Origin of the sequence: Pseudodesulfovibrio sp. 7M6, from assembly GCF_050058625.1 — a bacterium.
Classification (GTDB): Bacteria; Desulfobacterota; Desulfovibrionia; order Desulfovibrionales; family Desulfovibrionaceae; genus Pseudodesulfovibrio; species Pseudodesulfovibrio salinus.
The window spans coordinates 2,958,258-2,984,304 of sequence record NZ_CP188816.1; the positions used below are offsets into that span (position 1 = coordinate 2,958,258).

The 26,047-nt window shown below is 58.9% G+C and carries 23 protein-coding genes; 10 read left to right on the plus strand and 13 right to left on the minus strand.

The genetic code is table 11. From position 1 onward, the window contains the following. Positions 1-1,009: 1,009 nt before the first annotated feature. Together ACI0FG_RS13855 and ACI0FG_RS13860 are read right to left on the minus strand one after the other, a co-directional pair. The gene (locus tag ACI0FG_RS13855; RefSeq protein ID WP_419785591.1) at positions 1,010-1,771 is read right to left on the minus strand and encodes an acyl-CoA dehydratase activase; all 762 of its coding nucleotides are present in this window, start codon (positions 1,769-1,771) and stop codon (positions 1,010-1,012) included. Continuing rightward, positions 1,768-3,045, minus strand: a complete 1,278-nt coding sequence (locus ACI0FG_RS13860; protein ID WP_419785592.1) for a double-cubane-cluster-containing anaerobic reductase — start codon at positions 3,043-3,045, stop codon at positions 1,768-1,770. Before ACI0FG_RS13860 ends, ACI0FG_RS13855 begins: the two co-directional genes overlap by 4 nt. 288 nt (positions 3,046-3,333) lie before the next feature. Between ACI0FG_RS13860 and ACI0FG_RS13865 the strand changes: the two genes are divergently transcribed. After that, positions 3,334-4,218: a PHP domain-containing protein gene (locus ACI0FG_RS13865; protein ID WP_419785593.1), complete on the plus strand. Its 885-nt coding sequence runs from the start codon at positions 3,334-3,336 to the stop codon at positions 4,216-4,218. A gap of 69 nt (positions 4,219-4,287) precedes the next feature. Here ACI0FG_RS13865 and ACI0FG_RS13870 read toward each other — a convergent pair whose 3' ends face one another. The 4 genes from ACI0FG_RS13870 to ACI0FG_RS13885 are packed head-to-tail and all read right to left on the minus strand — an operon-like array spanning position 4,288 to position 6,375. Then, positions 4,288-4,659 carry a putative zinc-binding protein gene (locus tag ACI0FG_RS13870; protein ID WP_419785594.1) on the minus strand — a complete coding sequence of 124 codons (372 nt, stop codon included), beginning with the start codon at positions 4,657-4,659 and terminating at the stop codon, positions 4,288-4,290. A gap of 23 nt (positions 4,660-4,682) precedes the next feature. Beyond that, entirely contained in the window at positions 4,683-4,913 is a 231-nt protein-coding gene (locus tag ACI0FG_RS13875; protein ID WP_419785595.1) for a thioredoxin family protein, read from the minus strand. Between the two features lie 16 nt (positions 4,914-4,929). Beyond that, complete coding sequence (locus ACI0FG_RS13880; protein ID WP_419785596.1) at positions 4,930-6,018, minus strand: permease; 1,089 nt, start codon at positions 6,016-6,018, stop codon at positions 4,930-4,932. A gap of 45 nt (positions 6,019-6,063) precedes the next feature. Beyond that, the gene (locus ACI0FG_RS13885; protein WP_419785597.1) at positions 6,064-6,375 is read right to left on the minus strand and encodes an ArsR/SmtB family transcription factor; all 312 of its coding nucleotides are present in this window, start codon (positions 6,373-6,375) and stop codon (positions 6,064-6,066) included. Between the two features lie 181 nt (positions 6,376-6,556). On the opposite strand from ACI0FG_RS13885, the gene ACI0FG_RS13890 reads away from it, so the two are divergent. The 3 genes from ACI0FG_RS13890 to ACI0FG_RS13900 are packed head-to-tail and all read left to right on the plus strand — an operon-like array spanning position 6,557 to position 11,082. Continuing rightward, on the plus strand, positions 6,557-8,743 hold the full coding sequence (locus ACI0FG_RS13890) for a PAS domain-containing sensor histidine kinase (protein WP_419785598.1): 2,187 nt from the start codon (positions 6,557-6,559) through the stop codon (positions 8,741-8,743). Positions 8,744-8,758: 15 nt separating this feature from the next. Next, positions 8,759-9,958, plus strand: coding sequence for an HDOD domain-containing protein (locus ACI0FG_RS13895; protein ID WP_419785599.1), 1,200 nt, complete (start codon positions 8,759-8,761; stop codon positions 9,956-9,958). Continuing rightward, positions 9,955-11,082 (plus strand): HD domain-containing phosphohydrolase, encoded by a 1,128-nt coding sequence (locus ACI0FG_RS13900; protein ID WP_419785600.1) that lies wholly within the window; start codon positions 9,955-9,957, stop codon positions 11,080-11,082. Before ACI0FG_RS13895 ends, ACI0FG_RS13900 begins: the two co-directional genes overlap by 4 nt. A 1,559-nt stretch (positions 11,083-12,641) precedes the next feature. On the opposite strand, the gene leuS is transcribed toward ACI0FG_RS13900, so the two are convergent. From leuS to ACI0FG_RS13925, 5 genes are all read right to left on the minus strand, one after another. Next, a complete protein-coding gene (leuS, locus tag ACI0FG_RS13905; protein WP_419785601.1) occupies positions 12,642-15,140 on the minus strand; it encodes a leucine--tRNA ligase in 2,499 nt (832 codons plus the stop codon). Between the two features lie 31 nt (positions 15,141-15,171). Then, the gene (nusB, locus tag ACI0FG_RS13910; RefSeq protein ID WP_419785602.1) at positions 15,172-15,618 is read right to left on the minus strand and encodes a transcription antitermination factor NusB; all 447 of its coding nucleotides are present in this window, start codon (positions 15,616-15,618) and stop codon (positions 15,172-15,174) included. A gap of 2 nt (positions 15,619-15,620) precedes the next feature. After that, a complete protein-coding gene (gene ribH / locus ACI0FG_RS13915) occupies positions 15,621-16,088 on the minus strand; it encodes a 6,7-dimethyl-8-ribityllumazine synthase (protein ID WP_419785603.1) in 468 nt (155 codons plus the stop codon). 76 nt (positions 16,089-16,164) lie between these two features. Beyond that, complete coding sequence (locus ACI0FG_RS13920; protein WP_419785604.1) at positions 16,165-17,397, minus strand: bifunctional 3,4-dihydroxy-2-butanone-4-phosphate synthase/GTP cyclohydrolase II; 1,233 nt, start codon at positions 17,395-17,397, stop codon at positions 16,165-16,167. A gap of 346 nt (positions 17,398-17,743) precedes the next feature. Continuing rightward, a complete protein-coding gene (locus ACI0FG_RS13925) occupies positions 17,744-18,481 on the minus strand; it encodes a glycosyltransferase (RefSeq protein WP_419785605.1) in 738 nt (245 codons plus the stop codon). Positions 18,482-18,652: 171 nt separating this feature from the next. On the opposite strand from ACI0FG_RS13925, the gene lptE reads away from it, so the two are divergent. The 5 genes from lptE to lon all read left to right on the plus strand — a co-directional run bounded on the left by lptE (position 18,653) and on the right by lon (position 23,842). Beyond that, complete coding sequence (gene lptE / locus ACI0FG_RS13930; RefSeq protein WP_419785606.1) at positions 18,653-19,183, plus strand: LPS assembly lipoprotein LptE; 531 nt, start codon at positions 18,653-18,655, stop codon at positions 19,181-19,183. Positions 19,184-19,195: 12 nt separating this feature from the next. Beyond that, complete coding sequence (holA, locus tag ACI0FG_RS13935) at positions 19,196-20,182, plus strand: DNA polymerase III subunit delta (RefSeq protein WP_419785607.1); 987 nt, start codon at positions 19,196-19,198, stop codon at positions 20,180-20,182. A 14-nt stretch (positions 20,183-20,196) separates the two neighbouring features. After that, positions 20,197-20,886, plus strand: coding sequence for a RadC family protein (gene radC / locus ACI0FG_RS13940; protein ID WP_419785608.1), 690 nt, complete (start codon positions 20,197-20,199; stop codon positions 20,884-20,886). A gap of 1 nt (position 20,887) precedes the next feature. After that, a complete protein-coding gene (locus tag ACI0FG_RS13945; protein ID WP_419785609.1) occupies positions 20,888-21,172 on the plus strand; it encodes an acylphosphatase in 285 nt (94 codons plus the stop codon). Between the two features lie 150 nt (positions 21,173-21,322). Beyond that, positions 21,323-23,842, plus strand: coding sequence for an endopeptidase La (gene lon / locus ACI0FG_RS13950; protein ID WP_419785610.1), 2,520 nt, complete (start codon positions 21,323-21,325; stop codon positions 23,840-23,842). 106 nt (positions 23,843-23,948) lie between these two features. Here lon and ACI0FG_RS13955 read toward each other — a convergent pair whose 3' ends face one another. Continuing rightward, a complete protein-coding gene (locus ACI0FG_RS13955) occupies positions 23,949-24,548 on the minus strand; it encodes a hypothetical protein (protein WP_419785611.1) in 600 nt (199 codons plus the stop codon). A gap of 9 nt (positions 24,549-24,557) precedes the next feature. Beyond that, entirely contained in the window at positions 24,558-25,514 is a 957-nt protein-coding gene (locus ACI0FG_RS13960) for a tetratricopeptide repeat protein (protein ID WP_419785612.1), read from the minus strand. Between the two features lie 262 nt (positions 25,515-25,776). On the opposite strand from ACI0FG_RS13960, the gene ACI0FG_RS13965 reads away from it, so the two are divergent. Continuing rightward, the gene (locus ACI0FG_RS13965; protein ID WP_419785613.1) at positions 25,777-26,031 is read left to right on the plus strand and encodes an FmdB family zinc ribbon protein; all 255 of its coding nucleotides are present in this window, start codon (positions 25,777-25,779) and stop codon (positions 26,029-26,031) included. The last annotated feature ends 16 nt before the right edge of the window (positions 26,032-26,047 follow it).

Sequence of the window (26,047 nt, forward strand, 5' to 3'; positions counted from 1 at the left end):
CCGCCTTGGGACGCGGGAGCGCAGGCCGTTTGGATCAGATTCTTTGCCCGTCACCGGGGCGATGGGCATGGCACCCCGAGAGCGCTTTTTGCTTACTTTTGGGCGCTCTGGTCCAAAAGTAAGTCGCACCTTTAGGGTGCGAAACACTCTGATATAAATCCCGCTGGAAGCGGCTCCAACTTTGTATTTCTCTTATGTTTTTATCTTTGATTTTCCAGAAGCAGAGAGCCGGGCTTGAAGCCTGCGGCTTCAAAAGCCCTCCATTGCCCTGCGCGGGCGGCGCTACTTTTTGCTGGGCCAAAAAGTAGGAAAAAGGCCCTTGCGAGTAGCCTTGCCGCCTGCGTGTTACGCCGGAAGCATCCGATCCAAGCGGGACGGCTCCATCCTTTGAAAAGTATAGTGACGTTTCTCCACGAATAGAGCGAGGCTGCCACCAACCTACCGGGTGGCTGACGGGAGCCGCCTTACCCGCTTGGTCGGCTGCTAACCGCCGAAACACAGGGCTGGTATCAGCGAATTAACAGCAACGCCTTTCGGGACCAGACGGTTGTCTTTGGAGACTTCTTTTGCGAATGCTCAGGCTCCTGCTTGCCGCTACGACATAAAGACAAGTTCCCCTTATCTCAGCCCTGCGGGGACGCGGCTTAGAAGCTGACCAAACGGCCGGAGCGAATCTTCGCGGCCCGGCTTTTTTTGCTTCCCGCCTTGGGACGCGGGAGCGCAGGCCGTTTGGATCAGATTCTTGCCCCGTCACCGGGGCGACAGGAGTGGCACACCAAAGGCGGTTTTTGGTTACTTTTTGGCGCCTTGGTCAAAAAGTAACTCGCACCTTGAGGGTGCGAAACACTCTAAAGTGAATCCCGCCGGAGGCGGCTCAACTTCTATATTTTGCCTTTCTCTTCCGCTTCTGTTTTCTCCTCCAACCGTGCCAACAAAAAAAGAAAACAGCCTTGAAAGATGAACTTTCACGACCGCTTCTGAGGGGATGGCGAAATCCAATCTAAAACTATCAGCCCGAGGCTCCATGAAGGGCCGCTCCCAGCGCCCCGACCATATCAGGCACGTCCGGAATGAGAATGTCGCTGCCGACCACGCCACCGGTGGCTTCGGAGAGCAGATTGCGCACACACGGGTTATTCGCCACACCGCCGCTGAAAACCAGCGGAAAGGTGAGGCGCACCCTATTCAGCATGTTAACCGTGCGCTTGACGATGGCCTTGTGCAGCCCCAGCGCGATGGACTCGGGCTTTTCCCCGCGTGCCATGAGCGAGGTGGCCTCGGTCTCGGCAAAGACCGTGCAGATGGAGCTGATTTCCGGCGGGTTGTCCCCTTTCAGGGCATACTCGCCGAACTCCTCCACCGGAATCTGAAAGACGCCGGCGGTGTACTCCAGAAACTTGCCGGTCCCTGCGGCGCAACGGTCGTTCATTTCAAACTTGAGCACCCGGCCGTTCTTGATGGACATGGCCTTGGTGTCCTGACCGCCGATATCGAGCACGGTACACGCTTCCGGGAAGTGGTGCGCCGCGCCCAGGGCATGGGCCTTGATCTCGGTGATGGTCGAGATCGGGCAGCCCAGCCCCAAACGCTGGATGAGATTGCGTCCGTAACCGGTCCCGACCAAGGAGGAAGGATGCAACCCATCCAGCAAGTTGGAACATTGTGCGAGCGGGTCGAATGTAGTTGGCAGCCGCCGCGAAAGGGTCACGGCTCCGTCCTCCACCCCGACCAGCTCTATGGAACGCGAACCAATGTCGAGTCCGAGGATCATCCAAGGGTCTCCACAAAGGCCTCGACGCGGGTCTTGAGCTGTTCCACATCCTCCATGGAGTAATCCGTCTCGATGGAGAGCATGGGCAGACCTTCCGCCGTCATCCGCTTGTCCACTTTCAGCGCCTCATGGGTGTAAGGCTGGCAGAAGAGGAGGCTGTAGTGGATCACGCCGTCCGCGTTGACCTGCTTGGCCAGGTTGGTGATGTTGTCCAGCCGCTCCGTATTGGGCGTGAAGCAGGCACAGTCGATTTTCATGTAGCGATCGGCCAGGGCGTCAAGCAGACCGTCCAGGGTATCCGGGGTTTCGTCCACCAGATCGCGCGAGCTGCGGGTGCCGATGCAGGATTCCTCGCCTACGATGACCGCGCCGGTGCTTTCGATCACGAAAGGCAGCTTCCAGTTGGGCACGGCCATGGGACAGCCGGAAATAAGCAGGCGGGGAGCCTTCTTGGGGGCTACGCCCTCGCCCTTGGCGATGCGCGCCTCCAGTTCGTCGCACAGCTCGTTGATCTTGGCTGTGAACCGGACCGGATCGTCGTAGAAGCTGATTTGGTTGACCAACAGGGAGTCGCGGCCGGAGATGGGCGCCGGGTCGGCCGCGCGCAGGGCGGTCAGCCGTTGCAGGGCCTTGCGCCGGGCGTTGAGGACACGGATACCCTCCTTAAGCTTTTCGGCGGTGATGGTCTTGCCGGTCAGTTCCTCCACGGCGTGCATGTAGCGGACGATCTCGGTCCGCCATAGGTCACGGGCAGCCTTGCTCTTGGTCTGCGGCACTTCCATGACGTAGGTGGGGGCGATCTCGTTGAATGCTTCGTAGGCCTTTTTCTTGCCGTCGCAGGTGGTCTCGCCCACGATCATGTCGCTGGACTCAAGGTAGGGACACAGACGGGCCATCTTGAAGCCGATGAAGGATTTGATCAGGGCACAGGTATTGCGCGGCACCAACTGCTCGGCCAGTTCGGTCCCGGCATCGGCACCGGCACACAGCCCGACGTGGATGGCATCGGCGGCCAGGGAAATTTCCTCGGGGACAAACACGCAGAACGAACCGATGACCTTGCGGCCCTGCGCCTTGGCATCCTGCAGTTCCTTGATGCGCAGGCCGTGTACCTCGGATAATACGAAATCGAGATATTCAGCGCCCTTGAGCCGTCCTTCCTGAGAAAGGAAAATATCGCCGTAAAATTTGCCGAGCACTTCGAGCAGCGCATCGTGCGCGCTTAGGTCCAGGTCCAGCTTTTCCCACATTTCCTTATGCACGGAATCCGTCATGTTCTTCCCTCTCTATGTTGGTCGATCTCATAGGCCAGTTCCACATTGACTGTCTCTATCCGTGGATGAATGTTCCGTCTATGGAAAATTCCTGGATGACGCAAGCCTGTCCCCACTCACTCAGGTTTTCGCACCCGCTTCATTCGAGAAAAATTATTACATGGCTCTGGACAAGCGGATGCTCAATGGCTATTTGAAAAGATTCGAGGGTTCGATTTAAATGTTGCCCTGCATATGCGGGGCACGACAATGCCGAATGACGGCATAAGGACCGGGGAATCCGAACACATGGCGACTTTCGATCTGCATTTCCATACCAACATCCACCGTATGCCGGAGCGCAACAAGCGCCTGCGGCTGCGTAAGATCGCCCGGTACCTGAAACATCTGGACCTCGACTATCTGGCGTGCACCGAACACGCCTACAAGAAACCCCTGGAAGCATACGACCGGCTGGCCGAAGCCACGGCCGACCTGCCTTTGCAGATCATCCCGGGGGTGGAAGGCATCTCGTCCGAAGGGATCGACATCCTTTTCCTCTATCCCACGCGCGAAGCCCTGGCTCGCGCCCTGGCCGAGTACCGCACCTTCAGCTGGTCGGTGCGCGACGTGGGGACCATCTGCCGCGAGACCGGGGCCATCTCCATAGTTCCCCATCCCTTCCACATGGGCCGGACCTCGGCGGGCAATATCCTGAGCCGCCGGGCCTACCATCGGTTGCTCTCCATGGCCGACTATGTGGAAATCCACAACGGATCGGCCATGAACGTGGACAACCGCATCAACGCGGCCCGCGCGCAGAACTATTTTCCCCAGACGCAAGCCAAGCTGGACAAGACCCTGAACCTGCCCAGTGAGGATCGTGGTTTCGGGCTGGGCTGGGCCGTCAGTTCAGACGCCCACTATCCCGGCGAGCAGTTCGTGGTTGGCCGGACGGACCAGGAACCGCGACCGGACGAGAACGTGTTCGATTTTCTAAAACAGCGGGTCCGGTTCACTCCCCATCTGCTGGAGCAGCCGGACCGCCGCGCCCTGGCCGACAATTTCCGCCTCCTTCGCGATTTCCAGTGCGTGATGAAGGAAGCGCTGGTCAAGGAATGCATCAAGACCCGCAACTGGAGCCACGCCATGGCAGCGCTGTGCGTGTCATGGGGCATGTTCAAGCCGTTCTAGATTTTGCCGCAATAAAAAGGCCCCCGCTCGGTATCGAACGGGGGCCTTTTTATTGCAAAGCAACGGTGATCAGCCGATCTGTTTCTCCACGGCCGCTACCACTTTCTGAATATTCTCTTCCGTCGCCGGGCTCTCTCCCTTGGCAAAACCGAGGTCGGCGAGACGGACGTGTTCCACCTCGGTGAAACCGGCCTTTTCCAGCGTCTTGAGGGCGCAGTGCAACGGGCAGCCGTCCACGGCCACGATTTTTTCAGCCGCTTTGGTGGACTCCACGATTCCGGAAATCCCGCCGCCTATGCCGGCCAGGCAGAACATTTTAAGGGCGCCCTTCCGGTTCAGCGTTCGGGCGGCCTGGTCGGCCACCTCACCAACGTCAGCGGCACCGGAACAGGAAAAGACGAATTTCGGGGCCGCACCACAACTACAGGAACATTCCGACATGACTGCCACTCCTTGATTCGCCGTTACTTGATCCAGCCGAGTACTTCTTTCTTGCTCGGAGCCTTGCCCACCACCTTGACCTCACCGTCCACGGCCACGGCCGGGGTGGAGAACACGCCGAACTTGGCGATTTCCTGAAAATCGGCAACTTTGATCACTTCGGCGTCGATACCGGCTTCCGCCACCGCTTCCTTGACCGTCTTTTCGGCCTGGACACACTTGGCGCAGCCGGGACCCATGACATGAATCTTCATACGAATACTCCTTGATTTAGATTATTGCGTTAAAAAGGTAGCCCACCAGCAGGATGCCGCAGGCGACCACTGAGATGAAAATGGCGATAAGTTTCGGCTTGAGCACCTTGCGCAGAATGACCATCTCGGGAAACGAGAGGGCGATGACGCTCATCATGAAGGCCAGCACCGTGCCCAGAGCCGCGCCCTTGCCCAGCAGGGCCTCCACTACGGGGATGATGCCTGCGGCATTGGTGTACATGGGCACGCCGATGACAACCGAAAGCGGCACGGACCACCATGTGGCCTTGCCCATGATGGTGGCCAGGTATCCTTCCGGCACATAGCCATGAATGGCCGCACCGGCCGCGATGCCGAGAACCACGTATTTCCAGACCCGGCCCACGATGTCCTTTACCGAGTCCAGGGCGTAGCTGAAACGCTGGGGCCAGTTCATATGCTGGTCGACCATGGCGGCCTCACCGGCCCGGATTTCCCGTACCCAGTCCTCGATGTGCCCCTCCAGCCGCATCCGGCCCAGCACCCAGCCCGAAACCACGGCGACGGCAATGCCTGTGCCGAAATACAGGGCCGCCACTTTCCAGCCCAACAAACCGTAAAGCAGCACCAGGGCTATCTCGTTGACCATGGGCGCGGAGATGAGGAAGGAAAGGGTTACCCCAAGCGGAACTCCGGCGGTCATGAAACCGATGAACAGCGGCACGGCCGAGCAGGAACAAAACGGTGTGACCACGCCGAGCAGCGCGGCAAGCACATTACCTGCGGACTCCCGACGCCCGGCCAGTACGCGCCGGGTCCACTCCACAGTGACAAAGGAGCGCAGGATGCCCACCAGAAAAACCACCAGCAACAGCAGCATGAGCACCTTGGGCGTATCATAGGCAAAGAACTGGACCGCCGAGCCCAGATGGCTTTCGGGCGCAAGACCAAAGAGATTATAGGCCAGCCAATCGGCAAACGGCAGCAGCTGAAGATACAGGACATACCAGACGGCCAGTCCCGCTATCCCGATCAGGAGTTGCAGTGCCAGGGACATTTCCTTCTCCTGCTCCGGTTCCGGAGACTTGGAGCAACTGCATGGAGTTTGGTTCGGCAAATCTTTCATAGCATTATCTTTTGGCTATTTCGCCAAATAAAAGGTGAAAAAAAACTATTTGTCCGCTGCGTCGATGACGGACTCGATGCAGTGAAAAAAGTTGAGTATACAAGGTACCTTGAGGCGGTAAAAGACCTGTTTCCCCCGCCGCTCGTCAATGACCACTCCTGCATCCTTAAGCACCCGAAGATGCTTGGAAACAGTCGAAATATCGTGCCCGACCAGAGCTTGCAGCTCACAAACGCACCGTTCGCCGCGCGAGAGTTCGTCGATCATCATCAAACGCGAGGGATGGGCCAGGGATTTCATAACCTCTGCCCTTGCCACAAAGCGTTCTTTCAGGACGATATCCTTCTTGGTTGCCATGGATTCCCCTTCGTTTTTATTTGGCAATATAGCCAAGCGTTACCAGTTGTCAAGGGAGCAAGTCCCACATGCCAGATAAAAATGGAATATAATTCCCTGAAAGTCCTGTACAACGTAAGAATAGACAACCCTCATGCAACAATTGTCCGCAAGCGGAAAAGGTGTAAACAGGAGAATGGGCATGCAGCCGGAAGCACAGGACCGCCGCACAACACAAGGGGAAAACAGCGATGGCCGTCTTGAGAAGAGACGAAAGCCCACTTTTGACCGAATGTTCACGTTGCTGCTGGCGGCATTTTTCCTTGTCCAGACAGGGCTGGGCATGGCTGTATCCGTCTGGGTGGTGGGCAAAGAGATGTCCGCCATGCAAAAGAAGAATCTCGGCAGTGAGCTGGACATTCACCGGCACGCGTTCAGAAACTACATCCAGGTTCGCATGACACAGCTGGAGCAATACGCGGCTCTGGACTGGGTGAAGGAAGCGGTTTCCGGCCGGGCCGAAGCGGATACGGAAACGAAATTAAGCTCGCTGTCCATGCTCGGCGACACGGCTTGTTTCTGCCTCCAGGTGCCGAAAGGACGTGTGATCTGTGCGCCGGGCCCCCTCCATTCCCGATTGACTCGCGGCAATGAACCGCTGCGGATAAAAGGGCACGGCCCGACGCTGAGCGTCATGCTGGGAGAAGGAGAAATGCCGGAAGCCTATTGGCAGCTCTCCGTTCCGGTTATGGCGAACGGCGAAGACACCGGCGTGCTGACCGCGTTCATTCACATTGCTTCGTGCCGGTTCCTCTACGTTCCGGAGGACGGCTCCGTGAGTGTCTCGCTTCTGTGGCATGGTCATACGCTGACCACGGCCGGATTGCCGCCGTTTTCCGGAATGACCATGCAAGTCGAAACCGGCTATCCGGGCATTACCATGGAGCAAATGGTCGACCGCGGGGTTGTGGGCAAAAGCATCCGAAACGTTGAACTGCTCCTCGTTGGAGTATTGTTTTGCGGGATGTTCCTGCTCATCCTGGCCATCAAGGTGGCCGGACGCAAGCTGCTCGTCATTTCCCACGACAGACTCCAGGCCATGAGTGACGAACTGGAGCAGGACATGGCGTCTCGAACGGCAGACCTGGAGAGGCAGACCGCCCAACTTTCTCAGGAAATTCAGGAGCGGCGTCAGGCCGAAATCGACGCCAGGGAGATCGGGCAACTGGTGACGGCACTGCTGGAAGGGATCAACGCGGCATTCTACATCCTGCATCCGGCCACCAAAAAAATCATCCGGGCAAATTCGGTCATCAAAACCATGTTCGGTCTGGTCCCTGAGGAACTCCTGGATACTGATTGCCGTAAAGCCTTTGCCGCCACTACGGAAGACACCCGACTCCTGCTTTGTCCGGAAGGGGTGGATTCGGGATATGCCGAAGGCGTGGGCAGCCGCGTGGACGGCACCACGTTCCCCATGGGCCGCTATCTGGTGGATATGGAAATTCGGGGCGAAGACCACATCGGCGTCATCGTCCTCGACATATCGAAACGAACGGCACTGGAAAGACGGCTGAACATTGCCCAGAAGCTGGAAAGTGTGGGTGAACTCGCCTCTGGCATCGCCCACGAAATCAACACCCCTATCCAGTACATCGGCGACTCCGTCCGGTTCGTCAACGACGCCTTTTCCGACCTGACAGTCATCATAACCATGGCACGAGCGCTGACTCGCCTCTGCAAGGAGCAGGGGCTCTTCCCGGATATGATCAAACGCATCGACGAACTTGAGGACGAGGCGGACATGGAGTTCATGCTGCGCGAGGTGCCCAAGGCGTGCGCCCGCGCCCTGGATGGATCGGAGCGGGTGGCCGTCATTGTCCGGGCCATGAAGAACTTCGCCCATCCCGGTGATGGGAAAATGAAGGGAGTCGACATAAACGAGTCCCTCTCCAACACAATCACCGTTGCCAAGAATGAGTGGAAATACGTGGCCAATATGGTAAAAGATTATGGGGATATCCCCATTGTCAATTGTCTGGCCGGGGATATCAATCAGGTGTTTCTCAATATTATCGTCAATGCCGCGCACGCCATCGGCGATGTGGTCGGCAACACCGGCGACAAGGGAACCATCACCGTATCCACCAGGCTGGAGAACGGGAAAGTGGTCATTCGCATAGCCGATACCGGCGGCGGAATCCCGCCGGAAAACAGGGAGAAAATATTCAATCCGTTTTTCACGACCAAGGAGGTTGGGCGTGGGACGGGACAGGGACTTGCCATTGTGCATGACATCATCGTGGAAAGACACGGCGGGTCCATAGATTTTGAGTCCGAGGTGGGTGTAGGCACAACCTTCGTCATTGCCCTGCCAGCGGAGAGATAACGACAAGGATAGACAATGAAAAGAAAGATTCTGTTTGTGGACGACGACCAGTCCATACTCGACAGTTTCCGTACCATGCTCCATTTCAAGCGCAAGGAATGGAAGTGCTATTTCGCACCCGACGGACCCGCCGGGCTTGAGATCGTGGACAAGCACCCCCTCGACGTGGTCATTGCGGACATGCGTATGCCCGGCATGGATGGCGCTGATTTTTTGAAGGAGGTGGAGCGGCGGCAGCCCGGTGCGGTCCGCATGATCCTTTCCGGATATTCAGAAATGCAGTTGCTGCTCAAGTCGGTCAAGCACGCGCACCAATTCCTGAGCAAGCCGTGCAGTTCCGACACCGTGGTGGACACCATTCGCCGCGTCACCGAACTGAGCCACATTCTAAACCATGACGGCGTCCGTCAGGTAGTGGCCGGGGTCGATTCCCTGCCCGCCATTCCGGACCTGTATGTCCGACTCTCCGAGGAGTTGAACAAGGCGGAACCGGACCTCAAGCGCGTAGCCGCGCTGGTGGAGAAGGATATGGGCATCACCGCCACGCTCATGCGGGTGGTCAATTCCTCATTCTTCGGATTTTACGACAAGGTTTCGTCACCGGCACGGGCCGTGGTCCTGCTCGGTGTGGAAGCGCTCAAGGGGCTTATCATCGGCGAAAGCCTGCTGCGGGAAATTCAATGCGATTCCCTGGCCGGGTATTCGGTTCACAAGCTCTGGGAGCATAGCATGGAAACGGCCTATTTTTCCAAGGCCATAGCCTCGCTTGAGAAACAGGACGATACGTTTGTGGAGGATTGCTTCATCAGCGGCATGCTCCATGACGTGGGCAAGCTGGTTCTCGCCACGGAGATGCCGGACAGGTACAATGACGTTTTGGAATACGTAAGGGCAAACAGCGTCTCTGTTCATGAGGCGGAGGCTCTGGAATTCGGGGTCACTCATGCGGAGGTTGGCGCCTACCTGCTCGGCCTCTGGGGATTCAAGGCGCGAGTGGTGGAGGCCGTGCACGGCCACCACCTGCCCATTGTCTGCACCGAGGACTGCACGGTGACGATTATCGTCCACACGGCCAACGTGCTGCAACACGAACTGCGGCAATACTCCGGCTATCAATTTGAGCCGCTTGACCTTGAGATGCTTAAGAATTTGGGACTTGCCGATCACATAGACTCGTGGCGGGAAGCATGCAAAAGCTATATGGAGCAGTCATGAAAAACGACCGCAAAGTGCTTTTTGTAGATGACGAGCAGAATATTTTGGACTCCTACCGTGCCTCGCTGCGCAAGCGGTACAAGGTGGAAACGGCGCTCGGACCAGGCGAAGGATTGCGGGCAGTCAAGGAGAGCGGCCCATATGCCGTGGTTGTCTCAGACCTCAAGATGCCAAAGATGGACGGCATCACCTTCCTGGCAAAGGTACAGGAGATGTCGCCGGATACGGTGCGGGTCATGCTCACCGGGCACGCCGACTTGCAGTCCGCCATATCAGCCGTCAACGAAGGGTCGGTTTTTCGTTTTCTGACCAAGCCCAGCCCCATCGACGAGATGATCCGCACCCTGGACATCGCCATGAAGCAGTATTCCCTGGTGGTGGCCGAACGGGAGCTCTTGCGCGGCACGCTCAGGGGATCCATTCGCATCCTCACCGATATTCTCGGCTTGGTTAATCCCGAAGCATTCGGCCGGAGCGAACGGGTGCGGCGGCTCGCCTCATATGTGGGACAAAACATCGGCCTTAAATCCGCTCTGGACCTTGATCTGGCGGCCATGCTCAGCCAGCTTGGCTGCGTCACACTCACCGATACAGTAATGACGAAGGTCTTTACCCGGCAGCGGCTTACGGCTGAGGAGGCGCAGATATACGCCATGCACCCCTCGGTGACGGCCGGTATGCTGGCCCACATCCCCAGAATGGAGCGGGTTTCCGAAATCATTCAGCATCAGAACGATGCATTGCTGGACAACCCCACGCTTTCCCCTGAGGCTCGCATCCTCAAGGCCTGCCTGGACTACGATGAACTGGTCCAGCAGGGTATGGGCAAACAGGATGCCATTGACGTGTTGCGCCGCAAGGGGGCTGTCTACGACCAGAAGGTCGTGAATGTGCTGGAGCGCGGCACCGCCGGGGACAAGGGATATGTCCGCCGTCACCTCGCCCTGCCGGATCTCAAGCCCGGCATGATTCTGGACGAACCGCTGTTCAGTTTGGATGAGGTTCACCTCATTGCCGAAGGCACGGAACTCACCGAGACGGCCCTTTTGAGAATTGCCAACTTTGTCAAGGCAAAGCGCCTCCCGGAGCGAATCCGAGCCCTTGTTCCTGTCTCACAGGCCTAATCCTGTATTTTTTTCAAGGGCAGCCCGGCGAAAGGGCTGCCCTTAAATTTTGCAGGCTAAAAATGGTGAATCCAAAAGAAGAATCATAGAAAACAAAAGCTGAAGAGAAAGATAAAAGACAAAGTTGGAGCCGCCTCCGGCGGGATTCACTCTAGAGTGTTTCGCACCCTAAAGGTGCGACTTACTTTTGGACCAGAGCGCCCAAAAGTAAGCAAAAAGCGCTCTCGGGGTGCCACGTCCATCGCCCCGGTGACGGGCCAAGAATCTGATCCAAACGGCCTGCGCTCCCGCGTCCCAAGGCGGGAAGCGAAAACGGCCGGGCCGCGAAGATTCGCTCCGGCCGTTTGGTCAGCTTCTAAGCCGCGTCCCCGCAGAGCTTCTTCGAAGCAGCTTTGCGGTACGCCGTTGAGACAAGCAGGAGCCTGAACATCTGTCCAAAAATGTCCTGAAGAAAAGACTCTGGCCCCAAAAACATCTTCCAACTAATTTGGGCGAGACCAGCCCTGTGTTTCGGCGGTTAGCAGCCGACCAAGCGGGTAAGGCGGCTCCCGTAAGCCACCCGGACGGACGGTGGCAGCCTCGGTCTGTTCGCGGAGAAACGGAACTATACTTTTCCTGAGATGGAGCCGTCCCGCTTGGATCGGCTGCTTCCGGCGAAACACGCAGGCGGCAAGGCTACTCGCAAGGGCCTTTTTCCTACTTTTTGGCCCAGCAAAAAGTAGCGCCGCCCGCGCAGGGCAATGGAGGGCTTTTGAAGCCGAATGGCTTCAAACCCGGCTTTCTGCTTCTGGATAATCAAAGATAAAAACATAAGAAAAATACAAAGTTGAAGCCGCCTCCGGCGGGATTTTTATCAGAGGGTTTCTCACCCTAAAGGTGCGACTTACTTTTGGACCAGAGCGCCCAAAAGTAAGCAAAAAGCGCTCTCGGGGTGCCATGTCCATCGCCCCGGTGACGGGCTAAGAATCTGATCCAAACGGCCTGCGCTCCCGTGGCCCATTGCGGGAAGCTTAAAACCGCCGGGCCGCGAAAATTCGCTCCGGCCGTTTGGTCAGCTTCTAAGCCGCGTCCCCGCAGGGCTGAGATAAGGGGAACTTGTCTTTATGTCGTAGCGGCAAGCAGGAGCCTGAGCATTCGCAAAAGAAGTCTCCGAAGACAACCGTCCGGTCCCGGAGGGCGGCACAGTTAATTCGCTGATACCAGCCCTGTGTTTCGGCGGTTAGCAGCCGACCAAGCGGGTAAGGCGGCTCCCGTGAGCCACCCGGTAGGTTGGTGGCAGCCTCGGTCTGTTCGCGGAGAAACGGAACTATACTTTTCCTGAGATGGAGCCGTCCCGCTTGGATCGGATGCTTCCGACGAAACACGCAGGCGGCAAGGCTACTCGCAAGGGCCTTTTTTCGTTCTTTTTTGGCCCAGCAAAAAAGAACCGCCGCCCGCGCAGGGCAATGGAGGTATTTTGAAGCCGAACGGCTTCAAACCCGGCTCTCTGCCTTCAACAATAAATAAAAAAAGGGCCACCCGCTCGGGTGGCCCTTCCTCAAACATCAAATGAACCCCAACTAGCCAACAACAATGTTAACCAGCTTGTTGGGAATAACAATCACCTTGCGGACGGTCTTCCCTTCCAGAAAACGTGCAACGTTCTCCTGGCCGAGCGCCGTCGCCTCAACCTCATCTTTGGGCGCATTGTTCGCGGCCTCAAACTTGCCGCGAACCTTTCCGTTCACCTGCACGACCATGGTCACCTGATCCTTGATCAGGGCCTTCTCATCGTAGGTCGGCCAGGATTGCCCGGCCATCGGGTCCTTGTGGCCCATGGCCTGCCACAGTTCCTCGCAGATGTGCGGGGTGACGGGCGAAAGCAAGGTGATCGCCGTGGCAACGGCGGAAGACAGGGCCTCGGCCTCGTCGCCCAGCTGATCCTTGAGTGAATAGATTTCGTTGACCAGCTCCATGACGGCGGCAATGGCCGTGTTGAACTGGAACTCGTTCTCGATATCGCGGGTAACGCGACGGATGGTGTCGTGCTCCTTGAACCGAAGCTGCTTGGACGCGTCGGACTTGGGTGCGCCGTAGGATGCGGGCATGACCGGAATCAAGGTGTCTTCCAGATCCTCCACCAACCGCCACAGGCGGGCGAGGAAACGGAATGCGCCCTCGATGCCCTGATCGGACCACTCCAGTTCCTTGACCGGCGGGGAAGCGAACAGGATGAACAGCCGGGTGGCATCCGCACCATACTGGGCGATCATCGCGGCCGGATCAACCACGTTGCCCTTGGACTTGGACATCTTGCCGCCATCCTTGAGCACCATGCCCTGGGTCAGCAGGTTGGCGAAGGGCTCGTCACACTTGATGAACCCGGTATCGCGCAGTGCCTTGGTAAAGAAGCGGGAATAGAGCAGGTGCAGAATGGCGTGCTCGATGCCGCCGATGTACTGGTCCACGTTCATCCAGTACCCTGCGGTCTCGGGGTCGAACGGGGCGTCCTCGTTGCGCGGATCGCAATAGCGCATGTAGTACCAGGAGGACTCGAAGAAAGTGTCGAAGGTGTCTGTCTCGCGCCGGGCGGGCTTGCCACACTTGGGACAGGTGCAGTTGACGAACTCGTCCATCTCCGGCAGCGGGGAACGGCCGTCCGGGCGTACCTGGGCGTTTTCCGGCAGCAGGATGGGCAGGTCCTCTTCGGGCACCGGCACCACGCCGCACTCCTTGCAGTAGATGACCGGAATGGGCGCGCCCCAGAACCGCTGGCGGGAGACGTTCCAGTCGCGCAGGCGGTAGTTGACGGCCATCTTACCCAGTCCAGACGCGTCCAAGTGCTCGACAATGGCCTTTTTGGCAGGTTCGTTCTCCATGCCGTCGAACTCGCCGGAGTTCACCAGAATGCCGGGATCACCGTAGGCAGCGTCCAAGGAGGCAACATCCAGGACCTCGCCCTTCTCGCTCAGCTCGCGCGGGTTGATGACCACCTTGAGCGGCAGGTCGTACTTGCGGGCAAATTCGAAATCGCGCTGGTCGTGGGCGGGAACGGCCATGACGGCGCCGGTGCCGTAGCCCATGAGCACGAAGTTGGCCACGTACACGGGCAGTGCCACGCCGGTGACCGGGTTAATGCAGTACTTGCCGGTGAAGATGCCTTCCTTCTCCAGATCATCGGCCCCGCGCTTGATGCGGTCCATGTTCCGGATACGGGAGACAAAAGCGTCTATCTCGTCCTTGTTGGGCGCGTCCGCGGTCAGTTTCTCGACCATGGGATGCTCTGCCGCGATGGACATGAAGGTCGCGCCGTACAAGGTGTCGGGCCGGGTGGTGAAGACCGTGATGGTCTCGTCCATATCCTTAACCTGGAAAGTCAGCTCCGCACCGTAGGACTTGCCGATCCAGTTGCGCTGCATGGTCAGCACACGCTCGGGCCAGCCGCCCTCCAACTGGTCAAGATCCTTGAGCAGCTCGTCGGCATAGTCGGTGATGCGCAGGAACCACTGTTCCATGTCCTTCTGCTCCACCTCGGAATCACAACGCCAGCACAGGCCGTCCTCGACCTGCTCGTTGGCGAGCACGGTATTGCAGCCGGGGCACCAGTTCTGCGGCGAATTCTTGCGGTAGGCCAAGCCTTTTTCAAGGAACTTGAGGAAGAATTTCTGTTCCCACTTGTAGTACTCGGGGCGGCAGGTGGCCACCTCGCGCCGCCAGTCGTAGGAGTAGCCGAGGCGGCTGAGCTGGGCGCGCATGTCGGCGATGTTCTGGTAGGTCCACTTGGCCGGGTGCGTGCCATGCTTGATGGCCGCGTTTTCGGCAGGCAGGCCGAAGGCGTCCCACCCCATGGGGTGCAGCACATTGAAGCCTTGCATGGACTTGAAGCGGGCCACCACGTCGCCGATGGAATAGTTGCGAACGTGCCCCATGTGAATCTTGCCCGAGGGATAGGGAAACATCTCGAGCACGTAGTATTTGGGCTTGGCCGGATCGGCCTCCACCTCGAAACAGCGGGACTCGGACCAGGTCCGCTGCCACTTTCCCTCAATGCCTTCCGGATCGTACTTGCCTAAGGCCATGGCTATATCCTTATGAAAATCTGTAAGTTGGCTATTTCTTCATCTGCTTGGCCGCGCCGTCGAGAATGCCGTTGACGAACGAACGCGACTTGTTGTCGCCGAACGTCTTGGACAGTTCGATGGCTTCATTGATGGCGGCCTTGACCGGAATATCGGTGTGCTGCATCTCGTAGAGGGAAAGACGGAGGATGGTCCGCTCCACTACGGCGATGCGTTCGATCTTCCAGTGCTGGGAGTGTCCCTCAATGGTCTTGTCCAGATCGCTCAGGTTGGCGGTGACACCGAGCACCAGTTCACGGGCGAAGTCCAGAGCGGCTTCGGCATCCTGCTCTATAACGAGCGGATTGACGTCGAACTGGGTCTTGATGTCCACGGGGTGCTTCGGATCATCGAAGCATGCACCAAAGAGCACCTGGAAGGCCAAAGTACGGCCCACCCTGCGGATACCGGGCTTGTTGCCCTTCTTGCTGGCGGTCATATTTAGAGCTGTTCCAGCACGCGGACGGTCTCGAGCATGGCGGAAGCGGCTTCGACGCCCTTGTTGCCGCCCTTGCTCCCTGCCCGCTCAATGGCCTGGTCCAGGGTATCGCAGGTCAGCAGGCCGAAGCCCATGGGCACGCCGGAGGCCATGGAGGCCTGGGCAACACCCTTTGCGCACTCGTTGCAGACGTAGTCGAAATGGGGCGTGGCACCGCGAATGACCGCGCCAAGCACGACCACGCCGTCATACTTGCCGGACTGGGCCAGCTTCTGGGCGGCGAGGGGTAGTTCGAAGGCACCGGGTAGTCGAACCAGCGTCAGGTTTTCCTCACTGCCTCCGTGGCGGACGAGGTAATCGACAGCGCCGGAAATGAGGCGGTCGACAATGAAATCATTGAAGCGGGCGGCCACCAGGGCGACTTTCAGCCCCTGGGCGTTCAACTGTCCTTCGATGGTCTTAACGGGCATGGTCATATCTCCAAAATGTAATGAACTATATTGCGCTCATACGGCAATGGTTCGGCAAAAGTCAATGTTGCGGGGACTAATCCACGTTATCAAGGTGCTCCACGTGGTCCACCTTGATCATGTGATGCATCTTGTCCCGCTTGGTCTTCAGGTACTTCTCGTTGATCTGGCAGGCACCGACCTCAATGGGCACGCGCTCCGTAACCTTGAGGCCATACCCTTCCAGACCGACCATTTTCTTGGGATTGTTGGTCATCAGCTTCATCTTGGAAACACCGAGGGCCACCAGAATCTGGGCACCGGTGCCATACTCGCGCATGTCCGGCGGAAAACCGAGCTTGACGTTGGCTTCGACGGTATCCAGGCCCATGTCCTGCAAGTGGTAGGCCCTGATCTTGTTGCCCAAGCCGATGCCGCGTCCTTCCTGGCGCATGTAGACCAGCACGCCCTTGCCCTCGTTGTGAATCATGCACATGGCGTCCTGAAGCTGGGGGCCGCAGTCGCAACGCAGGGAACCGAACACGTCGCCGGTCAGGCACTCGGAGTGTACGCGGACCAGGGTGGGCTCGTCCGGGTGGATGTCGCCCATCCAGAGCGCGATGTGGGTCTTGCCGTCGGCCTCGGATTTGAAGGCGGCGGACTTGAAGTGCCCCCAACGGGTGGGCAGGTCGGCCTCGGCCACCTTTTCCACGGACTTGCCGTCGAACTTCATGCGGTAGGCAATGAGGTCCGCCACGGAACAAATCTTGATGTTGTGCTTCTCGGAATATTCCTCAAGGTCGGGCATACGGGCCATGGTCCCGTCCTCGTTCATGATCTCGCAGATCACGGCTGCGGGCTTGAACCCGGCAAGACGCGCGATGTCGCTACCGCCCTCGGTCTGCCCGGCGCGAACCAGGACGCCGCCATCCTTGGCGCGCAGGGGGAAAATGTGGCCCGGCGTAACAATGGAGTCGGCAGTGGCATCGTCCGCCACCGCGGCCAGCACCGTGGTGGCGCGGTCTGCGGCGGAGATACCGGTGGTTACACCGTCGCGAGCCTCGATGGACACGGTAAAATTGGTGCCGAACCCGGACTCGTTTTTCTGAGTCATGAGCTCCAGGCCGAGGCGGTCCGCCATGTTGTTGCTCATGGGCAGGCAGATGAGCCCACGGCCGTAGGTGGCCATGAAGTTGATCGCCTCAGGTGTCACTTTCTCGGCCGCGCAGACCAAATCGCCTTCGTTCTCGCGGTCCTCGTCATCCACCATAATGACCATCCGGCCCTGGCGGATTTCCTCAATGGCTTCTTCTATCGTGCACAGTGCCATGCTCAAATTCCTTGCGTTTTCGATGATTGGCGCACGGGCGCAACCGGCCCAGCTTACGCGGACCCAACTACTATCAGTAATGGGCGGCAGGGGAAAGGAGATTTTTTTATGGAGAATTTGCTGTTTAATCAGCGAGATACATCATTCCGCCCAAGCCGGCATCCAAAGGAGGCGGCCACGGGGCCAACATAATCACTTCGCCAATGATGGCAAGCCGGACCCCGGCCCCTGCGTGAGGCCCCCGCTATTTTCGGCCTTACCCCCCTTGCGCATATTCCCTGCACAAACAGGAAATGCCGGACCGGGAGATCCCGATCCGGCATTTATTCTTCATTTTGCCAAAGGCTCAGGCCAACGTCAGGGACGCGCTCCCGACCTTGAAAAGGGCGCGTTCCGAAACCCTGATACCACGCTCGGCGGCCATACTGTCGAGCAGATCCTGCTGCCTTGGTGACAACGCGTTGTTGTCCAGGCTGCGGCCACTGTCGTAGACGCCGACGACCTCCTCCATGACGGTAACGCTCTGGGCGCGACGGTACCATTTGTGAATATTCAGATAATCGGCATCTCTTTCTCCGCAGTAATCCCATCCGTCGCAGCGATCCATCACCAGACGGCGAGACACGCACAGGCACAGGGGATCGATATTCCCCGGCCGGACCAACGAACCGGAATCCACTACAGGAAGATACGGCTTGTCAAAGGCAAGCTGGGTATCGATGCGCCCCACGATCATCTCTGCATCGAAATAGCGGAGAAACAGATGGAGGGCCGCAGGTTTGAGCGAGTTGTCGTCATCCAGGAACAACAGCTTGTCCCCGGCGGCAACTTTCATCAGCGTCTTGCGAATGCCGTTGCCCCAGTCATTATCCTGAGACAGGTTGAATGCTATAATGGGATGTACGCAGGCCGGTGCCTTGCCTCTCACCCCATCGAAACCTATAAGTATTTCCAACTGATCCCTTTCCAGTCCGGCGAACTCGGCCGCACGCTCCACAGACCTCACTGCCTGTGCCAGCGCCTTGGGCCGCCTGCCGGTGGAAGGGATTATCACCGAAAAAAGCCTATCGCCGTCCCTGGCCATACACTTTCGCTCCCTTCCCGCGTCCATGCGGGACCTGGTGGGGGCTAACCCCATATTTCAAACTGTACGCGCCATCCATGGCGGGGCACGTCATTTTTCCTATCGGCAGAACCCACCGCCTCCTTTACCCCCCTGTGGACCTTTTTCCCGATTCCACGTAGTATCCGCGCCATGACGAAATCCGTGTGCCAGAAACGTTTTTTTGCCAAGCTTTTCCAGGTGCTGCTCCCCCTGTTCGGCCTGCTCATGCTGTGCGGTTGCGGCTATTCCTTTGGCGAATCCGGTCAATCAGTGCTCCCCGAACACAACCGCACCCTGGCCATTGCCTCCATCGACAACCCCACCACCATGTCCTGGCTGGAGCCACGGTTGCGCAAGCTGTTGCGCGACGAACTGACCCGGCGCGGCAGCATTACCTGGACAGACGAGCGCAAGGACGCCGATGCCCTGCTCTACCTGACAATAGTGCGCTACAACCGTCCCACCGCTGTCAGTGGTTCCAACGACGAGACCCTCGAATCTTCGGCCAATTTTACCTTTGAAGCGACCATCAAATCCGCGCTGGACAGCTCCGTTCTCTGGAACTCCGGGCGCATCAGCCAGAGCTGGCCCTTCTTTTCCGGGCAGGAAAAAGAAGCGGATATGGAGGTCACCATGCTTGGCATCCGCACCCTGGCGGACCGCATGGCCCAGAACTATTAACCCATACTATTCATGAGCCGCCCCAAGTACCTTTTTCTGGCATGTCCGGACCCGCAGCTGATCAAGGCCCGCATCCGCGAGCTGCTCGACGGTTCCGGCCAGCAGGAATGGGAGACCCGCACATTTTGGGGGGACGACGATGAACCGCTGCCCCCGGCCTTCTGGACCGAACTGACCATCAAGTCCCTGTTCGCCCAACCCAAGGCGCTGGTCGTACGCCGTGCCCATACGCTCAAGGCCGAACACTGGGACAAGCTCGACGGCGCGCTCAAGGCCGTCTCCTCGGACGTCTATCCCCTGTTCTGTCTGGAAAGCGAATGGAAGGGCAAAACCGCTCCGATCCCCGCCCCCCTCACTCGGCGCAAATTTTTCAAGGCGGCCAAGGACAACGGCTGGATATGGGAGTCCCCGGGCCTCACCCGGCAGTCGCTCAAGCCCTTTGTCACCCAATGGGCAAAAAAACACGGGCTCACCCTGGAGCCGGGCGCGGACCAAGCTTTGGTCATGGCCCTGCCCACGGACGGCGCGGCAGCCCGGCTGGAGCTGGACAAGATCGAACTGGCCGCCGGAGACTCGAAGACCGTCCGCCGTGACCACGCGGAGCTGATTCCGCACACCGGGGAAATGGCCTTCTTTGATCTCATGGACGCCCTGGGACGCCCCGGTGCGGAAGGAGCGGTCTGGAAGCGCATACTCGGCGACCACGACAAGGCGGCCAAGGATCAGATGCTTTTCAATCTCATCGGCTTTCTGGCCGGGCAGGCGAGAATGCTCTGGCAGATAGCCCACAACGAAAGGGCGGGAGGCGCGCCTTTTCTGGTGCGCAAGAACACACCCCTGGCCCAGCGGCTGGGAGCGCGCGGCGTGGCCCGGCTCATCGACCTGCTCATGGGAGCGGAGCTGGCCCTGAAAACGGGCGAACGCCGCTATGAGGAAATTTTGGACAGCCTGACCGCCGACTTGGTCGAACTCTTTCGTCCAGCCAGGGCAGGACGCTAGCCCGGAGCACAGCCATGGCCGAAGCCAAGCAGGAAAAACCGCACTATCTGGGCCACCGAAGCCGCCTGCGCGAAAAACTGTTGCGCGACGGCAGGTCGCTGGCCGACTACGAAATTCTGGAACTGCTCCTGGCCTCCGTACTGCCGCGGCGGGACACCAAGCCCCTTGCCAAGGACCTCATCAACCGTTTTGGTTCCCTCAAGGACGCGGTCATGGCCCGGCCCGAAAGGCTGGACGACGTCAAGGGTACGGGCAACGCCGTCAAGGCCCAATGGGCCCTGTTGCAGGAACTCTTCGCCCGGCTGGGCGAGGACACAGCCCGGCGCGGAACTCCGCTCTCGGACCCGTCGCTGGTGGCCGAGGCGGCCATGGCCCGCATCGGCGGCAAGAGCACGGAAGAATTCTGGGCCGCTTTCGTGGACACCAAGAACCGGCTCATCGCCTGGGAACAGGTCAGCAAGGGCACCATCAACGCCACTCCGGTATTCCCGCGAGAGATAGTGGCAACAGCCCTTCGCCTGGACGCGGCAGGAGTCATCCTGGCCCACAACCATCCCGGCGGCGATCCCACTCCGTCGGTGGAAGACGTCCTGCTGACCGAAAAGATCCGAGACTCGGCCGAGGGGCTGGATATCCGCATCCTGGACCACATCGTGGTCACGGACCAGAGCTACTACAGCTTCAACGAACACGGACGGCTGTGAGATGACCGAGCTCAGGGCGGTGGTGCACGGCCTGGTCCAGAGCGTCTGGTTCCGGGGCTGGACGCGCGATGCCGCCCGCGAGCTGGGACTGAGGGGCTGGGTGCGCAACCGGCGCGACGGCTCGGTGGAGCTGGCCGCACGCGGTGAGCAGGCTTCTCTCAGGCGTTTCCTGGCCCGGCTTCACGACGGGCCGCCGTTGGCGAGAGTCTCCCAGGTAGACGCAACCTGGGCCGATCCGGCCGACGATGCCGCCCCTTTTCCCCCCGGATTCGAAGTCCGCCACTGACCCATCTCTGCCTCCTGCCGCCTTCCGTCTCTTCCTGCCGACCTGTTATTAAAACGGGCCATTTTACATTAATAATACCCTTGCCAAGGCGAATTGACGACATATATGGGGTTAGAAACACAAATTTCACTTCAATCAAAGGACAACGCCTTGAGCAGGAAAAAAAATAAAAGCCCCATCCGCCCCGTCCGAATTCAGCGCAAGCCGCTGGACGAGGAACCGAAGCAGCCGGAACCGGCGGAAGAAGCTCCCAAGTCGGGCGAAGACCTGCCCGATATCATCGAAGCCCTGACCGGTGCGGACGGTACGGCAAATCTTTTCGGCGACGGCCAAGAAATGCCAGGGGCCTCGGCTGCGGACATACCCGAGGTACTGCCCGTTCTGGCCGTGCGCGATATCGTGGTCTTCAACTACATGATTCTGCCCCTCTTCGTGGGCCGCGAAAAATCCGTACAGGCCGTGGACGCGGCCCTGTCCGGCGACCGCTACATCTTCATCCTCACCCAAAAGGACGAGAATGTGGAAGACCCCGACCCCGACGACCTCTACCAGACCGGCACCGTGGGCATGATCATGCGTATGCTGAAAATGCCCGACGGCAGGCTCAAGGTATTGGTGCAGGGGCTGGCCCGCGCCCGGGTGAAGAAATTCGTTCCCAACCAGACCCACCTCGTTGCCGAGCTGGAACCGATCATGGAACCGGAGACAGGACGCCTGACCAATGAGCAGGAAGCCCTGATCCGCTCTTCCCGCGAGCAGTCGGAGCGCATCCTTTCCCTGCGTGGCATCTCCAGCCAGGACATCATGAGTGTCCTGAATAACGTCAACGAGCCCGGCAGGCTGGCCGACCTCATCGCCTCCAACCTGCGCATGAAGGTTGGCGCGGCCCAGCGCATTCTGGAATGCGAGGATCCCATCGACCGACTGGAAATGGTCAATAAACAGTTGCTGCGCGAAGTGGAGGTCGCCTCCATGCAGCACAAGATTCAGACCATGGCCAAGGAAGGCATGGACAAGGCGCAGCGCGACTTCTACCTGCGCGAACAGCTCAAGGCCATCAAGCGCGAGCTGGGCGATGAGGGCGACGAGAGCGAAGAGATGGAGGACCTGCGCAAGGCCCTGATGAAATCAGGCATGCCCAAGGAAGTCCTCAAGGAAGCCATCAAGCAGCTCAAACGACTGGAATCCATGCACGCCGAATCCAGCGAGGCCACGGTCATCCGGACCTATCTCGACTGGATGGTCGACCTGCCGTGGAAGAAACTTTCCCGCGACCGCCTGGACATCAAGAAGGCCGAGTCGATCCTCAACGAGGACCACTACGACCTGGAAAAGGTCAAGGAGCGCATCCTCGAATACCTGAGCGTGCGCAAGCTCAATCCTAAGATGAAAGGGCCCATTCTCTGTTTCGTGGGGCCTCCGGGCGTGGGCAAGACCTCGCTCGGCCGTTCCATCGCCCGCTCCCTGGGCCGCAAATTCCACCGCATGTCCCTGGGCGGAATGCGCGACGAGGCGGAGATCCGGGGCCATCGGCGCACTTACATCGGCGCCATGCCAGGCCGCATCATCCAGGCCATCAAGCAGTGCGGCACCCGCAACCCCGTCATCATGCTCGACGAGATCGACAAGCTGGGCAACGACTTCCGGGGTGACCCGTCGTCCGCCCTGCTGGAGGTGCTGGACCCGGAACAGAACTTCTCGTTCACGGACCACTATCTGAACGTGCCCTTCGACCTGTCCAAGGTCATGTTCGTCTGCACGTCCAACATGCTCGATTCCATTCCCGGCCCGCTGCTCGACCGCATGGAGGTCATCCGCATTCCGGGCTACACCGAGCAGGAAAAAACCGTCATCACCCGACGCTACATCATTCCGCGCCAGGTGGAGGAAAACGGCCTGAACGAGGACGAGTTCAAGATCAGCGACAAGCTGGTGACCAAGGTCATACGCGAGTACACCCGGGAAGCCGGACTGCGCAACGTGGAACGCGAGATAGGCACCCTGTGCCGCAAGATGGCACGCCGCAAGGCCGAAGGCGAGAAGGGTCCCTTCAGCGTCACGGCCAAGAACCTCTATGAGCTGCTCGGACCGCCCCGTTTCCTGGATGACGAAAAGGAACTGACTCTGCCGCCCGGTGTGGCGGTCGGCCTTGCCTGGACCCCCGTGGGCGGCGAGATCCTGCACATCGAGGTGACGACCATGCCCGGCAAGGGCAAGCTGACCCTGACCGGCAAGCTCGGCGACGTGATGAAGGAATCGGCCCAGGCCGCCCTGTCCATCGCCCGCGCCCATGCCGACAGGTATGGTATCGACCCGTCCTTTGCCGACAAAATGGACATCCACGTCCACGTTCCGGCCGGTGCCACCCCCAAGGATGGCCCTTCGGCTGGCGTCACTCTGGTCACGGCCCTCATATCCGCCCTGACCGACACCCCGATCAGCCCGGACCTGGCCATGACCGGCGAAATCAGCCTGCGCGGCCGAGTGCTGCCCGTGGGCGGCGTGAAGGAAAAAATCCTCGCCGCCGTATCCCGAGGCATGAAGCGCGTGCTCATCCCGGCCCAGAACAAGAAGGACCTCTCCGAGATTCCCGAGGAAGTGCTCAAACGCATCTCCATCAAAACCATCGAAAAGGTCGACGAAATCTGGCCCCTGGCCAAGGCGAAATAACACGCCACAGATAAATGACAAAAAGGCCCCCGGCAGACAGCCGGGGGCCTTTTTTGCACATAATGCAACCGGCGCATCGGAAAACGCGCGGCGGCAGGCGATGCGATCAGTCGAACATGTGGAAGACGGGCTTGAGCAGATGCAGATCTTCCGGGATACCGGAGCCGAGACGGCGGCGGCCACACTGGCCCTTCCAGGTGACGTTGGTTGCCAGATCAAAAGGGGTTTTGCGGTCGATCAAGCGGGGAATCCGGTCATAACACAGAGTCAGGTCTTCGCCGCGCACTTCGTCGGCTTCGTCCCATCGAAAAAAGAGTACGCCGTCGCAACGCCCCCAGAATACTCCGAGCAGGTCGCCATGCTTGACGTTTTCCACCATCCGCTCCGGCATGAGGGTACGGCTCTCGGCGTCCACCACATCCACATCATTCGGCAGGCCGCCATGAAATATTTCCAGCCCGAAGGCGTGGTCCTGCATGAGCAACCCGTCAATGCGGTAGTCCACCGACATGTCATGCCCCAAGGTATGCCGCACTTCGCTGAGCAAATTCGACCGTCCGGTGCCGAGCGCTATATCGCTGACGATATGGTTCCAGTCGCTGGTGCCGTATGTGTTCATGCCAGCTTTGGCCAATGCGCGTGTTATCCGCATCACGGCAATCCGATAAAAGGTGCCGAAAATTGTTATCTCTAGCCGTTTACCCACCACCTCTCCTCACAAGTTCAGCAATACGTCCGCGTTGCCATCCGTTTTTTCGGCCGCTTCCGCCAGGCTGCGGCTCTCTTCTTCATCCACTCCCAAAAACTCTGACGCCCGTGCCGCGACCTCTGCGGGAACCGAAGGCTTGCCATACCGGGAAAGCAGCTCCGGCTTTGCGGCCAGAATCACTGCAAGTCGGCACAACACCATAGCGTGCTCATGCTGCTGGTTGACGGCAAGAGCGCGCCCGGCAAATTCCACGCAGGGCCCCCATTCCCCTTTTTCGTAATAGGCCCGGGCCAGATTGTAATACAGATTCTCGTCTTCCCCGTAGAGCTCCCCGTTTATTTCCAGGGCGCGGGAATAATAGCGAACCGCTTCCTCGAAGAGGTTCCTCTTGCGCAGAAAAATCCCGAATTCGTTGAAAAGATGTTTGTGACGGTTTTCAAAGGCGGCGTCCATCTCCACCAGTTCCGCAAAGATCATTCGGGACTTGTCCAGATCGTCCCGCTCCAGATAAACCAGCCCGAGACCGAAGGTGGCGCGCACGTTGCGTTCATCCACATCCAGGGCGCGGGTGTACTCCATCTCGGCGGAGAGAGGCTTGCGGTTTTCCCTGTGCTCGTCGGCTACGGCCAGGGTCTCGTCCAGCATGGACATGGCAGGTTTAACGCGGGTATTGTAGATGTCCACTTCCGGGAAATAGTCGGCAAGCAGCACTTCCCGGTTGATGACGGTCTGTTCCCCCACAGGCACAAACTGGGTGTTGAGCTTACGCACGGCAAAGGATTCACCCTCCCGATGCTCTACAAGCCACAGTTGGCGGGTCTCCTGCTTTCTCGCCGTGGTGCCGGTACCCACCTTGATGATTCTGACCGTTGAAAACGCACACTTGAGAAAGTCGGGTCCGATTTCCGGAACAACCGCTACTCTGCGCCGGTCCGCACTGCTATGAATTCGAATCTCCGCCATAAATCCCGAAAGCCGCTTGCTGGTTGTTGTCCGGGTGCGGCTTACTTTGCATCCAGACCTTGTCCTGACGTCTACGAGCCAGTCCGAATACCATAACCAATGCCGACTTGGGAGTCCGTTATAATACTATTACTGGACATTTTCGCTACAGGTATTACTTTTCGTACCGTTCCGGCCGGGCGTTGCCAGCCGGGTCCTTTTTCGCTATGCATTCCCTCTGCCTGCGTATGCGGGCACACGGATAAAGCCATTGGAGCGTACCATGCCAATTTTCGAATACAAATGCGACGACTGCGGCCACGAATTCGAAGAACTCGTCTTTGATCGCGACGACTGCCCCCCCTGCCCCAAGTGCGGGTCGGAAAAAACAGGCAAACTCATGAGCGCCTGCCGCTGTCGTGTCGGCGGCGATGCAGCCCCCTCGGAAGGGGCGTCGGAAAGCAGCGCGGTTCCGGCCGCCTCATCCAGCCCCTGCGCCGGATGCTCCGGCGGCAACTGTTCCAGCTGCGGCAGCTAGCCCCTCACAGAAAAAC

What these genes read in the sequence shown, in the direction of transcription:
- ACI0FG_RS13855 (WP_419785591.1), bottom strand. Translation starts at nt 1,771, where the DNA reads ATGATCCTCGGACTCGACATTGGTTCGCGTTCCATAGAGCTGGTCGGG.
- ACI0FG_RS13860 (WP_419785592.1), bottom strand. Translation starts at nt 3,045, where the DNA reads ATGACGGATTCCGTGCATAAGGAAATGTGGGAAAAGCTGGACCTGGAC.
- ACI0FG_RS13865 (WP_419785593.1), top strand. Translation starts at nt 3,334, where the DNA reads ATGGCGACTTTCGATCTGCATTTCCATACCAACATCCACCGTATGCCG.
- ACI0FG_RS13870 (WP_419785594.1), bottom strand. Translation starts at nt 4,659, where the DNA reads ATGTCGGAATGTTCCTGTAGTTGTGGTGCGGCCCCGAAATTCGTCTTT.
- ACI0FG_RS13875 (WP_419785595.1), bottom strand. Translation starts at nt 4,913, where the DNA reads ATGAAGATTCATGTCATGGGTCCCGGCTGCGCCAAGTGTGTCCAGGCC.
- ACI0FG_RS13880 (WP_419785596.1), bottom strand. Translation starts at nt 6,018, where the DNA reads ATGAAAGATTTGCCGAACCAAACTCCATGCAGTTGCTCCAAGTCTCCG.
- ACI0FG_RS13885 (WP_419785597.1), bottom strand. Translation starts at nt 6,375, where the DNA reads ATGGCAACCAAGAAGGATATCGTCCTGAAAGAACGCTTTGTGGCAAGG.
- ACI0FG_RS13890 (WP_419785598.1), top strand. Translation starts at nt 6,557, where the DNA reads ATGCAGCCGGAAGCACAGGACCGCCGCACAACACAAGGGGAAAACAGC.
- ACI0FG_RS13895 (WP_419785599.1), top strand. Translation starts at nt 8,759, where the DNA reads ATGAAAAGAAAGATTCTGTTTGTGGACGACGACCAGTCCATACTCGAC.
- ACI0FG_RS13900 (WP_419785600.1), top strand. Translation starts at nt 9,955, where the DNA reads ATGAAAAACGACCGCAAAGTGCTTTTTGTAGATGACGAGCAGAATATT.
- leuS (WP_419785601.1), bottom strand. Translation starts at nt 15,140, where the DNA reads ATGGCCTTAGGCAAGTACGATCCGGAAGGCATTGAGGGAAAGTGGCAG.
- nusB (WP_419785602.1), bottom strand. Translation starts at nt 15,618, where the DNA reads ATGACCGCCAGCAAGAAGGGCAACAAGCCCGGTATCCGCAGGGTGGGC.
- ribH (WP_419785603.1), bottom strand. Translation starts at nt 16,088, where the DNA reads ATGCCCGTTAAGACCATCGAAGGACAGTTGAACGCCCAGGGGCTGAAA.
- ACI0FG_RS13920 (WP_419785604.1), bottom strand. Translation starts at nt 17,397, where the DNA reads ATGGCACTGTGCACGATAGAAGAAGCCATTGAGGAAATCCGCCAGGGC.
- ACI0FG_RS13925 (WP_419785605.1), bottom strand. Translation starts at nt 18,481, where the DNA reads ATGGCCAGGGACGGCGATAGGCTTTTTTCGGTGATAATCCCTTCCACC.
- lptE (WP_419785606.1), top strand. Translation starts at nt 18,653, where the DNA reads ATGACGAAATCCGTGTGCCAGAAACGTTTTTTTGCCAAGCTTTTCCAG.
- holA (WP_419785607.1), top strand. Translation starts at nt 19,196, where the DNA reads ATGAGCCGCCCCAAGTACCTTTTTCTGGCATGTCCGGACCCGCAGCTG.
- radC (WP_419785608.1), top strand. Translation starts at nt 20,197, where the DNA reads ATGGCCGAAGCCAAGCAGGAAAAACCGCACTATCTGGGCCACCGAAGC.
- ACI0FG_RS13945 (WP_419785609.1), top strand. Translation starts at nt 20,888, where the DNA reads ATGACCGAGCTCAGGGCGGTGGTGCACGGCCTGGTCCAGAGCGTCTGG.
- ACI0FG_RS13960 (WP_419785612.1), bottom strand. Translation starts at nt 25,514, where the DNA reads ATGGCGGAGATTCGAATTCATAGCAGTGCGGACCGGCGCAGAGTAGCG.
- ACI0FG_RS13965 (WP_419785613.1), top strand. Translation starts at nt 25,777, where the DNA reads ATGCCAATTTTCGAATACAAATGCGACGACTGCGGCCACGAATTCGAA.